The sequence below is a fragment of the Corallococcus terminator genome (assembly GCF_049194865.1).
In the GTDB taxonomy this organism is placed as follows: Bacteria; Myxococcota; Myxococcia; order Myxococcales; family Myxococcaceae; genus Myxococcus; species Myxococcus terminator_A.
The window spans coordinates 37654-52736 of record NZ_JBLZWL010000029.1 but is presented as its reverse complement, the minus strand read 5'-3'; the positions used below and the strand labels follow the sequence as shown (position 1 = coordinate 52736).

General features: G+C 69.6%; 10 protein-coding genes. 1 reads left to right on the top strand and 9 read right to left on the bottom strand.

The features are described 5' to 3' along the window. Positions 1 to 31 precede the first annotated feature (31 nt). The 5 genes from ACN469_RS11475 to ACN469_RS11455 form a co-directional block, all read right to left on the bottom strand. Complete coding sequence (locus ACN469_RS11475) at positions 32 to 565, bottom strand: ClpXP protease specificity-enhancing factor SspB (RefSeq protein ID WP_498767089.1); 534 nt, start codon at positions 563 to 565, stop codon at positions 32 to 34. Positions 566 to 598: 33 nt separating this feature from the next. Then, positions 599 to 1090, bottom strand: coding sequence for an SsrA-binding protein SmpB (gene smpB / locus ACN469_RS11470; protein ID WP_498767087.1), 492 nt, complete (start codon positions 1088 to 1090; stop codon positions 599 to 601). Positions 1091 to 1106: 16 nt separating this feature from the next. After that, positions 1107 to 1961, bottom strand: a complete 855-nt coding sequence (gene panC / locus ACN469_RS11465; RefSeq protein ID WP_498767085.1) for a pantoate--beta-alanine ligase — start codon at positions 1959 to 1961, stop codon at positions 1107 to 1109. A 2-nt stretch (positions 1962 to 1963) separates the two neighbouring features. Then, complete coding sequence (panB, locus tag ACN469_RS11460; protein ID WP_498767083.1) at positions 1964 to 2890, bottom strand: 3-methyl-2-oxobutanoate hydroxymethyltransferase; 927 nt, start codon at positions 2888 to 2890, stop codon at positions 1964 to 1966. 165 nt (positions 2891 to 3055) lie between these two features. Further along, positions 3056 to 3700, bottom strand: coding sequence for a deoxynucleoside kinase (locus ACN469_RS11455; protein WP_141647302.1), 645 nt, complete (start codon positions 3698 to 3700; stop codon positions 3056 to 3058). 227 nt (positions 3701 to 3927) lie between these two features. On the opposite strand from ACN469_RS11455, the gene ACN469_RS11450 reads away from it, so the two are divergent. Continuing rightward, positions 3928 to 4209 (top strand): hypothetical protein, encoded by a 282-nt coding sequence (locus ACN469_RS11450; protein ID WP_498767080.1) that lies wholly within the window; start codon positions 3928 to 3930, stop codon positions 4207 to 4209. A gap of 36 nt (positions 4210 to 4245) precedes the next feature. Here the strand turns inward: ACN469_RS11450 and rsmA are convergent, their stop codons facing one another. The 4 genes from rsmA to ACN469_RS11430 all read right to left on the bottom strand — a co-directional run bounded on the left by rsmA (position 4246) and on the right by ACN469_RS11430 (position 15067). Next, positions 4246 to 5127, bottom strand: coding sequence for a 16S rRNA (adenine(1518)-N(6)/adenine(1519)-N(6))-dimethyltransferase RsmA (rsmA, locus tag ACN469_RS11445; RefSeq protein WP_498767078.1), 882 nt, complete (start codon positions 5125 to 5127; stop codon positions 4246 to 4248). 14 nt (positions 5128 to 5141) lie between these two features. Next, the gene (gene tsaD, locus ACN469_RS11440) at positions 5142 to 6137 is read right to left on the bottom strand and encodes a tRNA (adenosine(37)-N6)-threonylcarbamoyltransferase complex transferase subunit TsaD (protein WP_498767076.1); all 996 of its coding nucleotides are present in this window, start codon (positions 6135 to 6137) and stop codon (positions 5142 to 5144) included. A gap of 57 nt (positions 6138 to 6194) precedes the next feature. Next, positions 6195 to 8870 (bottom strand): response regulator, encoded by a 2676-nt coding sequence (locus ACN469_RS11435; protein WP_498767074.1) that lies wholly within the window; start codon positions 8868 to 8870, stop codon positions 6195 to 6197. Positions 8871 to 9088: 218 nt separating this feature from the next. Then, positions 9089 to 15067, bottom strand: a complete 5979-nt coding sequence (locus tag ACN469_RS11430; RefSeq protein ID WP_498767072.1) for a J domain-containing protein — start codon at positions 15065 to 15067, stop codon at positions 9089 to 9091. Positions 15068 to 15083: the final 16 nt, after the last annotated feature.

The following is a 15083-nucleotide window of genomic DNA, read 5'->3' as shown; positions in this document are numbered from 1 at the left end:
GAGGCCACGGCTTCGTGGTCCTCGCGCTTCGTCACTTCACCAGACGCAGGTGCCCCCGACGCGGCGGAGGCGAGTCATCCTTCGGCCCTTCGGGCGGCGGGATTTCCGGAGGAGGCGGTGGCGCCACCTCTTCCAGGGGCTCGGTGGGCACTTCGCGCAGGAAGGTGCGCGGACGCTCGGCGGCAACGGGCACGGGCGCCGGGAGCGGCTGCGGCGGAGGACGCGCCACGGCGGACTGCTGCAGCAGCTCCGGCGGCATGTCCTCCATGAACATCCACGACTCCTTCGTCACATGACTGGCGATGGCGAACAGCGCCGACCACGGCACCGCCACCGTGAAGCGTGAGCCCGAGAAGCTCAGCGTGCAGCGCACCCCCCACTCGGTCACCGTGAGGTCCGGTGGGTCGAAGCGGTACGACAGGTTGAGGCGCAGATGGGCCTCTCCCCGGAGTGCTGCGGGAACGAGCACGCCCGGCCTTCGCGCGTCCAGGTGGATCATCACCATCCCCTGGTCCAGCGAGGCGAGCAGCCGCTCCTTCTTGTCCAAATCCTTCGTGTCTTCCATCCGGTGGTACGGCGGTAAGAACTGCGGTCGCGCTCAACGGCGGCGCACGGCCCGGTCCATCTCCCGCTTCGTCTCCCGTTCCTTGATGTCGTGGCGCCTGTCTTCGTGTGTCTTGCCCCGACAGAGCCCCAGCTCCACCTTGGCGCGCCCCTGCTTGAAATACAGCACAAGCGGGATGATGGAATAACCACGCTCCCGCACCTTGGTGGTCCAACGGTCAATCTCGGTCCGGTGCATCAGCAGCTTCCGACCGCGCGTGGGAAAATGGTCGAACACGCTGGCGGACTTGTAGGAACCGATGTGCGCATTGAGCAAGAACAGCTCACTGCCCTTGGGCAGGGCGTACGCGTCCGAGAGGTTCGCCTCCCCTTGTCGCAGTGACTTCACCTCGCTTCCCGTCAGCTCCAGGCCGGCTTCCACCTTTTCGTCCACGGTGTAGTCGAAGCGCGCACGCCGGTTCTCGGCGACGACCTTGATGCCCTGCTCGCCGCCTACCGGCCCCTTCGACTTTCCACCCGATGCCATACGTGTCCTGGGTCTCCTAACCGCCAAGCGCCATGTTGTCGATGAGGCGTGTATTGCCGCTGAAGGCCGCCACGAGCAAGCGGGCGGCCTGTCCGGGTACCACCGAGGTGAGCGACGTGAGGCGCTCGGCGTCCACCAGCTCCACGTAGTCCTCCCGCAGCCCCGCGGAGGTCAATTCGTGCCGGACGGCGCCCGTCAGCGCCTGGGCGTCCCGCGTGCCGCCCTGCAGCAGCGTCAGCGCGGCCCGGAGTCCTCGCGACAGGGACAGCGCTCGCTGCCGCTCCTCGGAGGACAGGTAGGCATTTCGGCTGCTCATCGCCAGCCCGTCGGTCTCACGAACCGTCGGCATCCCGACGATGTCCGCGCCCAGGTGCAGGTCCCGGTTGAGCGCCCGGATGACCTGGAGTTGCTGGTAGTCCTTCTCCCCGAAGAGGGCCACGTCGGGCCGGAAGAGGGACAGCAACTGGGTGACGATGGTGGCCACGCCCCGGAAATGTCCCGGACGGCGGGCGCCACACAGCCCCTGGCTCACCTCCGTCACCTCGACGTAGGTCTCATAGCCGGGCGGATACATGGCCTCGGGCACCGGCGCGAAGACGACGTCGGCGCCTGCTTCGCCACACCTGGCCAGGTCGCCCTCGAAGTCGCGCGGATAGCGCGAGAGGTCCTCGCGGGGACCGAACTGGGTGGGATTGACGAAGATGGAGACGGCCACCACGTCGGCCCGACGGCGCCCCTCGCGGATGAGCGAGAGGTGCCCTTCGTGCAAGAAGCCCATGGTGGGCACCAGCGCGAGCCGGCGCCCCTCACGGCGCAGCCCCGCCGCCCACGTCTTCACTTCAGCCACGGTGCGTAGGACGGCGGGCGCCATGGCTAGACCGGAATCCCGTAGACGGGGCCGACCTTCTCCTCACCCTCGGCGGGAGCAGCGACTTCGCCCTCCGGAAGCAAGCCCGCGCCCACGGCCGCGGGGGCCACGAGGCGGATGCTCTTGGTCGCCTTGAACGAGTGGTCCTCGTCCGGGAACGCGCCCTGCCGGACCTCCGTGAAGAACGCGCCCGCGGCCTCGGTGATGGAGCCGTGCAGGTTCGCGTAGCGCTTGACGAACTTGGGCTTGAAGTCCGGATTCATTCCCAAGAGGTCGTAACAGACGAGCACCTGTCCGTCGCAATAACGTCCCGCGCCGATGCCGATGGTGGGGATGGACAGGCTCTGCGTAATCGTGCGCGCCAGCTCCAGCGGCACGCCCTCCAGCACCAGCGCGTAGGCACCGGCGGCCTCCAGGGCGAGCGCGTCGTCGAGAATCTTGCGCGCCTGCTCCTCGTCGCGGCCCTGGACGACATAGCCGCCCATCTTGTGGACCGACTGCGGCGTCAGCCCCAGGTGCCCCATGACGGGGATGCTGGCGCGGACGATGGCGCGGACGGTGTCGGCGAATTCGACGCCACCCTCGAGCTTCACGCTGCCCACGCCGCCTTCCGTCACCAGCCGGCCCGCGTTGCGGACCGCCTCGTGCGCGGAGACCTGGTAGCTCAAGAAGGGCATGTCTCCCACCACGTGCGCCCGCTTCGCGCCCCGGGTGACGGCCGCCGAGTGGTAGACCATCTGGTCCATCGTCACGGGCAGCGTGGAGTCATGGCCCTGGATGACCATGCCCAGCGAGTCACCGACGAGCAATACGTCCGCACCCGATTGGTCCAGGATGTGGGCGAACGTGGCGTCATAAGCGGTGACCATGCAGATCTTCTGGCCGATCTGCTTGAAGCGCTTCAGCGAATGGATGGTGACCTTGTCCTTCACGGTTCACCTCCTGATGGGTGAGGGTGGATACGGCTGAAGCCGCCTCGCTGCCCCTCGCCGTCCCAACATGGGATCGCCGGAGGCCGCGAAGTCGGCCCCAGCAGTCTAACGCCCCCTGGGCGCCCGTGGGACTTCATCAGCGGCCAACCCGACAGGAGCCCGGAATCAGGGCCGCCGGGAGGCCTTGGGGAGGTAATGCTGCGTCCCCGGCTTCGCCTTCCGGATGGCGGCGAGCAAGTCTTCCCGGTCCGCCTCGTTATTCACGAAATCAATATCCGAGGTGTCCACCACGAGGAGCGGAGTCTCCGTGTAGTGGAAGAAGAAGTTGTTGTACGCGTGGACCAGGCCCTCCAGGTAGGTGGAGTCGAACTTGCGCTCGAACTCGCGGCCCCGCTTCTTGATGCGCTGGAGCAGCACGTCGAGGCGGGCCTGGAGGTAGACGACGACGTCGGGCTTGGTGACGCGGGGCCCGAGCGCCTCGAAGACGCGCTCGTAGAGGGCCAGCTCGTGCGCATCCAGGTTGAGGTGCGCGAAGATGCGGTCCTTGGCGAACAGGTAGTCGCTGACCGTGACGGAGCGGAAGAGGTCCTGCTGGAACAGCTCCTGCTGCTGCCGGAAGCGCGACAGGAGGAAGAAGATCTGCGTCTGGAAGCCGAACTTCTGCCGGTCCGTGTAGAAGTTGGAGAGGAAGGGGTTCTCCTCCACCACTTCGAGCACGCGCCGCGCGCTCAGCCGCTCCGAGAGGATGTTGGAGAGGCTCGTCTTTCCGACGCCAATGGGCCCCTCGACCACGATGTATCTGTAGTCCATCCGCCGAGGCCTCCCGACCCGGAATGCGCGGTGCGGCCCATGCCCGCCTCTGACGAGGACGCGGGGCCTCGCGTGGGGGCGCGGATAACACAACATGGCCGTATGGATCGGCAATTTTCCACGACCCGGGGGATGACGGGAACCCCCAGGGCTCGCTTGACGCTGTGGGGGGCATCCCCTACGGTCCGCACCGATTCCATGGTGTGTGCGCGGGGTGCCCTTCAGTCATGAGTGGAAGGCAGCGGGCGAAGACGGTGGTGCGGCTCGAAGAGGCCCGCCAGAGCACCGCGCCCAAGGCACCGGACGAGCAACCTCCCGTGGAAGCAGACCCGCTCTACGGCGTGGTGCTGCTGAAGACGGCCCTCGAGTTGAAGCGACGCAAGGACGGCACCGTGGAGGAGATCCTCCGTGATGTGCTGGCCCGCATGCGCATCCCCGAGGCGGAGTTCCGCGCGTTCCTGGAGCAACAGGGCGGACTGCTCCAGGCCCTCGGCACGCGCTGCCGGTAGCAAGGCGAACAGGCGAGCGGGCGCTCGCCCCCTCCCCTACTCCTCCGCGCCGCCCTCGTCCGACAGGTCGACCTTGGGCGTCACCGTGCCCGGAGCCACGGGGCCGAGCGCGCGCTCTATCGCGGCGAACTCCTCCGGCGCGAGCGTCTCCGCGCGGCGCATCGGGTCGATGCCCGCCGTCTCCAGCGCGGCCAGCATCACTGCGGGCGTGGCCAGCGCCTTGTCGGACTTCAGCGAGTTGAGCAGCGTCTTGCGGCGCTGGGCGAACGACGCCTTCACCACGCGGGTGAAGCGCGCCTCGTCGATGATGGGCGCGCGCGGCGTCTTGCGGCGCGTGAGCGACAGCACCGCGGAGTCCACCTTCGGTGGCGGATGGAAGCGCCAGGCCTCCAGCGTGAGGACGTTCTCCGCGTCGAAGTGCAGCCCGAGCAGCACGGTGAGCAGGCCGTACTCGCGCGTGCCGGGCTCGGCGGCGAGCCGCTCCACCACTTCCTTCTGCAGCGTGAAGACGGCGCGCGAGACGCGGGCGCGCTGCTCCAGCACGCGAAAGAGGATGCTGCTGGAGAGGTGATACGGGAGGTTGCCGACGACGGCGACCTCGGGCGCACCAGCCACCTCGGCGAAGTCCACGGTGGCGGCGTTGCCCGCCACCACGCGCACCCCGGGGATGGCCTCCTTCTCCAGCACCGTCACCATGTCCCTGTCCCGCTCCACGGCGGTGACGAGCGCGCCGGTGGCGGCGAGGAAGCGGGTGAGGTGGCCCAGGCCGGGCCCCAGCTCGACGACGGGCTCACCCGCGCGCAGGTGCAGCGCGTCCGCGATGGCCTCGAGGGCCTCCTCGTCTCCGAGGAAGTTCTGGCCCCAGCTGTACTTCGGGCGCAGGCCATGGCGCTTGAGAATGTCTCTGGGCGATTCCAACCGGGTGTCCTTGCTCACATGCGCCAGGCGGGGTCAGCCGCCAGACGGAAGTCTCCGCGCAGACCGCGGCGCCACGCCTCATACCCCGCGACGGCGATCATCGCGCCATTGTCCGTGCACAACCGCACCGGCGGCAGGAACATGCGCAGCCCCCGCTCCTCGGCGCGCTGCTGACACAGCGCCCGCAGCCGCGAGTTGGCGGCCACGCCTCCACACAACACGAGATTCTTGTGGCCCAGCCTGCGCGCGGCGGCCACCAGCTTCTTCGACAGCACGTCCGCCACCGCCTCCTGGAACGAGGCGCACAAGTCGTTCAGCGCCTGCCCCTGGGGCACGCCGTGCTTCTGCACGTGGTGGAGCACCGCCGTCTTCAACCCGGAGAAGGACACGTCGAAGTTGTCCCCCGGCAGCGCGCGCGGGAAGCGGATGGCCGCCGGGTCACCCTTCTTCGCGAGCTCGTCGATTGGCTGTCCACCCGGGTACGGCAACCCGAGGATGCGCGCCGTCTTGTCGTACGCCTCGCCCGCGGCGTCATCGCGCGTGCTGCCCACCAGCTGGTAATGGCCGAAGGCCTTCACGTCGTAGAGGCTGGTGTGCCCACCCGAGACGACGAGCCCGAGGAACGGCGGCTCCGGAGCGTCCTCCAGCAACCGGATGGCCAAGAGGTGACCCTCCAGGTGGTTGGCGCCCACGAAGGGCTTGCCGGTGGCGAGGCTCAACCCCTTGGCCACCTGGAGCCCCACCAGCAGCGCACCGATGAGGCCGGGGCCGGAGGTGACGGCGATGAGGTCCACGTCGTCGAGCGTCTTCCCCGCGCGCGTCAGGGCCTCGTGGATGACGGGCATCACCTGGACGATGTGGTTGCGCGAGGCCAGCTCCGGCACCACGCCGCCCCAGCGCCGGTGGATGTCCACCTGGGTGGAGACGACGTCCGACAGCACCCGCCGCCCATCCTCCACGACGGCGGCGGCGGTCTCATCACAGGAGGTTTCCAGGCCGAGGACGAGCAAGGCGACTCACTTCACTTCCAGCAGGGCGGGGAGAGCACCGCGAGGTCCGCCGCCCACTCAGTTGCCGAGCGTCTTGAGCATCGTGCGGACCTCGTTGGCGGATGCCCCCGAGGGTTCCAGCATCAAATACTTCTTGTAGGCGTCGGCCGCCTGGGAATTCTTGCCGATGGACTGGTAGGCCATGCCCAGCGACAGCCAGGCCCGTGAGTTCTTCTCTTCGTCGCGCACCACGTCCGCGAGCAGCTTCGTGGCCTCACGGAAGGCCGCCTCGGACTCGAAGCCGTTGACCAGGGCGATGCCCAGCCCCGCCTTCGCTTCGGTGGAGCCCGGCTTGAAGATCAGCGCCTTGCGATAGAACGCCGCAGCGGACTTGTAGCGACTGCCGACAGTGGCCGTCCTCGCCTGCTTGATGAGCCCCGCGTACTCGACCTCCGGGTCCACCGGAGCCTGAACGGTGCCGGAGTCAGCAGCCGCGGGCGGCGCCTCCACCACGGAGGTGCCCGCATCGGGCTCGGCGGCCACGGGCGTCTCGACGACGGCGGTGCCCGAGTCCGTCGCGGCGGGCACCTCGACGACGGCGGTGCCCGAGTCGACCTCGGCGGGCACGGGTACGACGACGTCCGGGGGCGTCGGAGGAGGCGTCTGGACGGCCTCCACCTTCGGCGGCTCGGGAGGCGGCGGGTCCTTCGGCTTCTCGCCTCCGCCTCCGATGACGACCACCGCCGCCACCGCGCCGATGAGGGCCAGCGCCCCCGCGATGTAGAGCCTCGTCCGCTTGGGGCGGACAGGGGCCACCTCGGAGTCGGAGGAAGCCGGACTCGACGGCGTCACCACGGGCGAGGGGGACGTGAGGACGGGCGTCGGCGCCACTACCGGCGTCGGCGTCACCGGAGTGACGAGCGACGGAGGCGGCGCGGACGGCGTCGGGGGCTCCTCGGGGATGGAGGGCGCGACGAAGGGACGCTCGGGAACGCCATGCCCTGGATACGGAGGCAGCGCGAGCTGCTGCGGCGGCGACGCGGGGACCTCTTCGACCTCCGCGATGGTATCGACGTCGGCGGCGGACTCGTTGCCGCTCACCAGCGTCACCTCGGAAGACGGAGGCGCGGGAGTCGGAGGCGGCACGGGCGGGAAGGGATTGGGCCCCACCGCCGCGCCCCCGAAGATGGGCGCACGGGGAGGCGTCGCGGGCTCGGCGGCGGGCGAGTTCGAGGCCAAGGCCTGTGCCGAAGACCCTCCGTTCGACCCGCGTCCACGCGGCCCCGGCGACCACACCGAGCCCGGGCCCCACGTCGTGGGCGCACTGATGCCCTCCGTGTCCACGCGGCTCCAGTCGAGCAGCAGGCTGCGGTGCGCGTGCTCCACCGCGCGATGGGCCGGAGGTGGCTCCACGAGGAAGGACGAGCCCTCCGCCACCGCGGGCGGCAACGTGGGCGCATCACCATCCGCATCCGCCGGGTCCTCGGCCACCGGGCCCTGACGCTTGGGGCGCGCGTGGAAGACGACAACTTCGGCGGGCATCGCCGGCGCGGGAGCGAAGTGCTCCTCGGGCGGCGCCGTGACGGGCTCCTCCTCCACCCCCGCGGGCGGCGCGAGCACGCTGGGCGGCATGACGCGCACCGCGGGCGGCTCCGGCGCCACGGGCTCGACGGCGACGGGCGGCTCCGGCTCCACGTGCGGGGCAACCGGGACGGCCTGCGGCGCGGGCTCCACGGGAGCGCTCGGCGGCGGGGCCGCGTTGAGCCACTGCTCGATGCCGGGCTTGCTGCTCTGCACCGGCTCCAGCGGCGCGTTGCCCAGCTCGCGGATGAGGCCCTCGAAGTACAGCTTGCTGATGATGCCCAGCGCGGCCAGGTCCTCGAAGTCCGAGTCCTCCACCACGCGGCTCAGCGCGCGCTTGCCGTCGAACAGGCGCAGCAGCCCGTTCACTTCGTCCGGAATCTCGGAGAGGCGGTCGGCGAGCTGGTGGTAGTCGATCTCGAACACCGTCTCCAGCGGAGGCAGCTGCTCGAGCATGCGCCCCCACTCGTCCAGGCGCCGCATGCCCTCCATCAACAGGCCCTGCGTGGAGATTTCGATGCGCTCGGGCCTGTCCAGCGAGGTGAACTGGACGTCGAACTGGCCCTCGAACGTGTTGAGCAGCCGGTAGAAGGCGTTCTCGCCCTTGAGCCGGCCCAGCTCCGCGTCGATGACGCGACCTTCCTTGAAGTAGACGGTGCCGGTGCGCTCGCCCTGGATGGAGATGACGCCCGTCTTGCGGCCAATCTCGAACGTCTGGACCAGGTCCACCACGCCCATGTCGGCGAGGCTGCCGGCGAAGCCACCCTTCGTCGTCTCCCGCTTTTCGATCCTCTCCTTCTCCGCCTTCTGGAGGATCATCTTCACGCGGGTGACGATCTCTTTGATGTAGATCGGCTTGGTCAGGTAGTCGTCGCCGCCGAGCTCCAGGCCGCGCACCTTGAACTCGACCGACTTCTGGCTCGTCAGGAAGACGAACGGGATGAACTTGAAGCGCTCATCCGACTTGAGCGTCTTGCACAGCTCGAAGCCATCCATCTCCGGCATCTTGGTGTCCGCGAGCACCAGATCCGGCGGGCTGATCTGCACCTTCTCGATGGCGTCCTTGCCGTGGATGGCCGTCGTCACGGAGAAGCCGGCCTTCTTGAGGCTGACCTCCATCACGCGAAGACTCTTCGCGTCCCCATCCACCAGGAGCAGGTGCTGCTTGGCCACGTTACTTGCCTTTCATCACGGAGGACGATTCGCGGAAGAGCCCGGCGCGGGGGAGCATCCTGCCCGCTTTCCAGGCATGTCAATGGGTTGGAGCGGCGGGGAAGCTGTCTGCCCTCCGATCAACCAGGGGGTGCGAGCAGGCCCCGGAGGGTAGAGCGAACCCCCGGCCGAGGCTCCCATCCGCCGGGGTACGACTCGGTGGGGCGCCGGAGGCGGCCTCAGCGGAAGAATCCCCCCTTCTTGGGTGGGTTCTTCTTCCGCATGTCGATCAGCCGCAGCTCCTGGTTCGCCTCCAGGTGCTTGGAGTTGGAGCGCACCGCGTCGCGGAAGTGGCGCTCGGCCCGGTCCATGTCGCCCTCCACCCGGGCGATGACGCCGAGTTGGTAGTGGGCCCTGTCACAGTTCGGGTCGGTGCGGACCGCATCCGCCATCATCTGCTTGGCCTTGGCCATGTCCGCCTTGCGCGCGGGGTCCATGTAGATGGCCCAGGCGCGCGCGGACAGGTAGGTCGCCTTGGGGTCCAGCGCGTAGGCGCGCTCGTAGTGGTCCGACGCGGTGATGAAGTCGCGCTTGCGGAAGTAGACCTCGCCCATCTTGTAGAGGTCGTCGGGGCTGCTCTCGGGCCGGCCTGCTGCGGGGCGGGACGACGACATGCCCTGGGACGAGGGGGCCTTGGGGAGCGACTGCTGGGCCTGGAGGGTCTGGATGTAGGCCTTGCGGCGGGCGTCGTCGTAGAGGACCTCGTAGGCCTCGCGGATGCCCTCGAAGACGGAGGTGATCTTCTGCGCCAGGTGCGGCAGCGTCGGCGGCAGGCGGTCCGGGTGGAAGACCTTGGCCAGGCTCAGGAACGCGGCCTTGACCTGATCCCTCGTGGCGTCCTGGGGCACGCCGAGCACGTAGAAGTGGTCCTTGCGGGCCTGGATGTCGGCGAAGCGCTGCTCGATCTGCTGGGCGTGGCGCGCCTCGTCCGGCTTGGGGGGCCCGGTGGGCGCGGCTGGGGCGGCGGGGATCGGCTCGGCCCCGGGCGTTGCGCTGGCGGTGGCCGTGGGGGGACCCCGGTTCCCGAGGACGCCCATGTTCTCCATCGCACGGCGCAGCAGGCGCTGGCGCCGCAGCTTCGCTGCCTCGTCGGGGTTGGAGGGATCCGCTGCCACGTCGTCCTCGTCGAAATCCCAGTCGTCCAGATCACCGGACGGCTCGGACCACGCAGTCTCGCCAGTTGGGCCGGTGTTGTCACCGGGGAAGGTCTCGAAGTCGGATTCAATGGTCGCTTCGACGATGCCTTCGACTGGAGGCTCGTCGACGTTCGCCTGATTGACATCCGAGCGGACGAGCGTCTCCAGGTGGGCATCCACCTGCTGGAGCGCGGCCTCGAAGGAGGCGGTCAGCGTCTCGGCGGCCTCGTCCTTGTCGAAGGAGACGATGCGCCAGAGGTCGTCCTCGGTGGCCTTCCGAGCCGGAGTGGGGCCCAGGCGCAGCGGCGGCGGCGCGGCGACGGGTGAGGGGCGCGTGGCCCACAGGCTGTCGTCGGCCTCTGGTTCGAGGGGCGCTTCCTCCGGCCCCTCGTCGGGTGCCACGGGCATGAGGACGGGAGGGCCGTCCTTGGCGACGGGGGTGAGGACCGGGGGGCCCGCGACGGGGCGCCGCGGCAGGGCGGGCGGTGTGGGGAGCGGATCTCCCGCGGGGACCGCGTCGGCCCAGAGCTCCGGCTCGACCTCGAGCAGGGGCAGGTCGGCCTCCGACTCGGACGGGGGAGTGAGGACGGTCTCCCTCGCGCGCCAGGACTCGTCCTGGACGGGGACCCTGTCGCGCGTCCGCGTGGGGGGGACGGTGCCGGGGGGCTCGTCCGCGAGCCAAGGCTCGAGCGGCTGCGCCTTCGAGCGACGCAGGGCCTCCTCCATGTCGTGGAGGAGTTCCGCCTGGGCACGCTCCCTGGCGGAGCGAAGGGCCTCGCGGCTCTCGGCGTGGAGGGGGAGGTCCGCTTGAGCTGAAGACGCCGCGAGCGGCGGGACGTTGGAGGCGCGGGGGAACGGGTTCGGGGGCGGCGCCTCCTCGGGGTCCGCCGGGATGATGTCCCCGACGTCGAGGGTCAGGGCATCGATGTCGTCCGACGCATCATCGGCGGCGGGAGTCGACGGGGCGGGGAGTTCGAGGGGCGGGGCCTGAAGGGCCTCTTCGGCGAGGCGCTGTTCTTCCGCGAGCCGGGTGTGTTCAGCCTGACGCGCCTCCTTCGCGCGACGTACCGCATCCGCGCGACGACGCTCGACTTCGAGACGGACCTCCTCGGCGTGACGCTCCTCTTCGGCGATCCGTGCTTCCTCGGCGAGTCGCTCGTCTTCGGCACGGAGCTGGGCCTCTTCGGCGATCCGAATCTCTTCGGCGATCCGTGCTTCCTCGGCGAGTCGCTCGTCTTCGGCACGAAGCTGAGCCTCTTCGGCGATCCGAATCTCTTCGGCGATCCGTGCTTCCTCGGCGAGTCGCTCTTCCTCGGCACGGAGCTGGGCTTCTTCGGCGAGTCGCGCTTCCTCGGCGCGGAGCTGGGCTTCTTCCGCGAGGCGGGCCTCTTCCGCGCGATGCTCTGCCTCAGCACGGACCCGAACTGCTTCGGCGAGTCGGGCCTCTTCAGCCAGCCGGGCTTCTTCCGCGAGGCGGGCCTCTTCGGCCAGCCGGGCTTCTTCCGCGAGGCGGGCCTCTTCGGCCAGCCGAGCCTCTTCGGCGCGACGCTCTTCCTCGGCACGGACCCGGGCTTCTTCCGCGAGGCGGGCCTCTTCCGCGAGTCGCTGTTCTTCGGCGCGAACTCGAGCTTCTTCGGCGAGTCGGACCTCCTCCGCGAGTCGCGCCGCTTCCGCGCGACGCTCTTCCTCGGCACGGACCTGGGCTTCTTCCGCCAGCCGGGCTTCTTCCGCGAGTCGAGCCTCTTCCGCGCGATGCTCTGCCTCGGCACGGACGCGAGCTTCTTCGGCGAGTCGAGCTTCTTCGGCGAGTCGAGCTTCTTCGGCGAGTCGAGCCTCTTCGGCCAGCCGGGCTTCTTCCGCGAGGCGTGCCTCTTCAGCCAGCCGAGCCTCTTCCGCGAGGCGTGCCTCTTCAGCCAGCCGAGCCTCTTCGGCCAGCCGGGCTTCTTCCGCGAGGCGTGCCTCTTCAGCCAGCCGAGCCTCTTCGGCCAGCCGGGCTTCTTCCGCGAGGCGTGCCTCTTCAGCCAGCCGGGCTTCTTCCGCCAGGCGCGCCTCTTCAGCCAGGCGTGCCTCTTCCGCAAGGCGAGCCTCTTCCGCCAGGCGTGCCTCTTCAGCCAGCCGAGCCTCTTCGGCAAGGCGTGCCTCTTCGGCGCGACGCTCTTCCTCCGCAAGGACCCGAGCCTCTTCGACGAGGCGGGCCTCCTCCGCGAGTCGAGCCTCCTCCGCGCGACGCTCTTCCTCCGCAAGGACCCGAGCCTCTTCGGCCAGTCGCGCCTCTTCCGCGCGACGCTCTTCCTCGGCACGAACCCGAGCCTCTTCGGCAAGGCGGGCTTCTTCCGCGAGGTGGGCCTCTTCGGCGCGACGCTCTTCCTCGGCACGGACCCGAGCCTCTTCGGCAAGGCGTGCCTCTTCCGAGCGACGCTCTTCCTCGGCACGGACCCGAGCCTCTTCGGCAAGGCGTGCCTCTTCCGAGCGACGCTCTTCCTCGGCACGGACCCGAGCCTCTTCGGCTAGTCGCACCTCTTCGGCCAGCCGGGCTTCTTCCGCGATGCGGGCCTCTTCGGCCAGTCGAGCCTCTTCGGCGCGACGCTCTTCCTCGGCACGGACCCGAGCCTCTTCGACCAGCCGGGCTTCTTCCGCGAGTCGAGCCTCTTCCGCGAGTCGCGCCTCTTCCGCGAGTCGAGCCTCTTCGGCCAGTCGCGCCTCTTCCGCGCGACGCTCTTCCTCGGCACGGACACGGGCTTCTTCGGCGAGTCGAGCCTCTTCGGCCAGTCGGGCTTCTTCGGCGAGTCGAGCCTCTTCCGCGCGACGCTCTTCTTCGGCAAGAACCCGAGCCTCTTCGGCAAGGCGGGCCTCCTCCGCGAGTCGAGCCTCTTCGGCGAGTCGCTCTTCCTCAGCACGGACCCGAGCCTCTTCAGCGAGGCGGGCCTCCTCTGCGAGTCGAGCCTCTTCGGCGAGTCGCTCTTCCTCGGCGCGGACCCGAGCCTCTTCGGCAAGGCGGGCCTCCTCCGCGAGTCGAGCCTCTTCGGCGAGTCGCTCTTCTTCAGCACGGACCCGAACCTCTTCGGCGAGGCGGGCCTCCTCCGCGAGTCGAGCCTCTTCGACGCGACGCTCTTCCTCGGCACGGACCCGAGCCTCTTCAGCAAGGCGGGCCTCCTCCGCGAGTCGTGCCTCTTCGGCGAGTCGCTCTTCCTCGGCACGGACCCGAGCCTCTTCAGCGAGGCGGGCCTCTTCGGCGAGTCGCTCTTCCTCAGCGAGAACCCGAGCTTCTTCGGCGAGTCGAGCCTCTTCGGCCAACCGGGCTTCTTCTGCGAGTCGAGCCTCTTCGGCCAACCGCGCCTCTTCCGCGCGACGCTCTTCCTCGGCAAGGACCCGAGCCTCTTCGGCAAGGCGGGCCTCTTCCGCGAGTCGAGCCTCTTCAGCCAGTCGTGCCTCTTCGACGCGACGCTCTTCCTCGGCACGGACCCGAGCCTCTTCGGCGAGTCGCGCCTCTTCCGCGCGACGCTCTTCTTCGGCGCGAACCCGGGCTTCTTCCGCGAGTCGAGACTCTTCGGCAAGACGTGCCTCTTCCGCGCGACGCTCTTCCTCGGCACGGACCCGAGCTTCTTCAGCGAGTCGCGCCTCTTCGGCCAGCCGGGCTTCTTCCGCGAGTCGAGACTCTTCGGCCAGTCTCGCCTCTTCCGCGCGACGCTCTTCCTCGACACGGACCCGAGCTTCTTCGGCGAGTCGCGCCTCTTCGGCGAGTCGAGACTCTTCGGCCAGTCGGGCTTCTTCCGCGAGTCGAGACTCTTCCGCGCGACGCTCTTCCTCGGCACGGACCCGAGCCTCTTCCGCGAGGCGGGCCTCTTCCGCGAGGCGTGCCTCTTCGGCGAGTCGCTCTTCCTCGGCACGGACCCGAGCCTCTTCCGCGAGGCGGGCCTCTTCCGCGAGGCGGGCCTCTTCGGCGAGTCGCTCTTCCTCGGCACGGACCCGAGCCTCTTCCGCGAGGCGGGCCTCCTCCGCGAGTCGAGCCTCCTCCGCGCGACGCTCTTGCTCGACACGGACCCGAGCCTCTTCAGCGAGCCGAGCCTCTTCAGTGAGCCGAGCCTCTTCCGCGAGCCGAGCCTCTTCCGCGAGCCGAGCCTCTTCAGCCAGCCGGGCTTCTTCCGCCAGGCGCGCCTCTTCAGCCAGCCGAGCCTCTTCAGCCAGCCGCGCTGCCTCAGCGAGAAGCCGTGCCTCCTCCGCCAGCCGCGCCTCTTCAATCGCGCGGAGCCTCGCCTCCTCCGCCAGCCGCGCCTCTTCAATCGCGCGAAGCCGCTCCTCCTCCGCCCGCCGAGCTTCCTCCTCGGCACGGAGGCGCTCCTCCTCCGCCCGCTTGCGCGCCTCCTCTTCCTCCTGCCTCCGCGCCTCCTCTCTCGCCTCCCACTCCTCCACCGACAGCGCCTCGACCCCACCCTCGCGCTCCAGCACGAGCAGCAGCGCCTCGCGCGCGGGCGTCAGCGACTCCGGCTCCCGAAACTCCCCGAGCGTCTCCAGCAGCTCCCGCTCGGACGCATCCGTCAGCCACGGCTCGCACGCTGCCACATCCGCGCACCGGAACACCCTCCCCTTCGCCCCTCCCGCTCCCGGCCGCTCCAGCGCCGCCCGCACCACCCTCACCCCGGAGATGGGCTGGAACTCCGCCTCCACGCTCCCAGGCTCGAACGCCGCGCGCTCCGCCAGCTCACTCAACCGCCGCACGTGGGCCAGAACCTGCTGCTCCACCACCGCGGCCTGCTCCAGGCCGTGCTCCTCCAACAACTCCTCGTCCGCCTCCCCCGCCCCACCCCGCGCCCAGAGCGCATCCAACGCCTCCGCGCTCAACAACCCGCTCTGCAACAGCGCCTGCGCCGGACTCTGATACCCGAACCCCAGCCGAGTCCCCACGAGGTCACCCTCGCGCAACGTCAGCCGCGACTCACGCCCTCCCGCGGACAGCGTCAGCCAGCCCGTGGCTCGGGATTTGTGGGCGGAATACAGCGCTTCGGCGGCCTGCGACGGAGTCATCCTCGCCGCAGTGTAG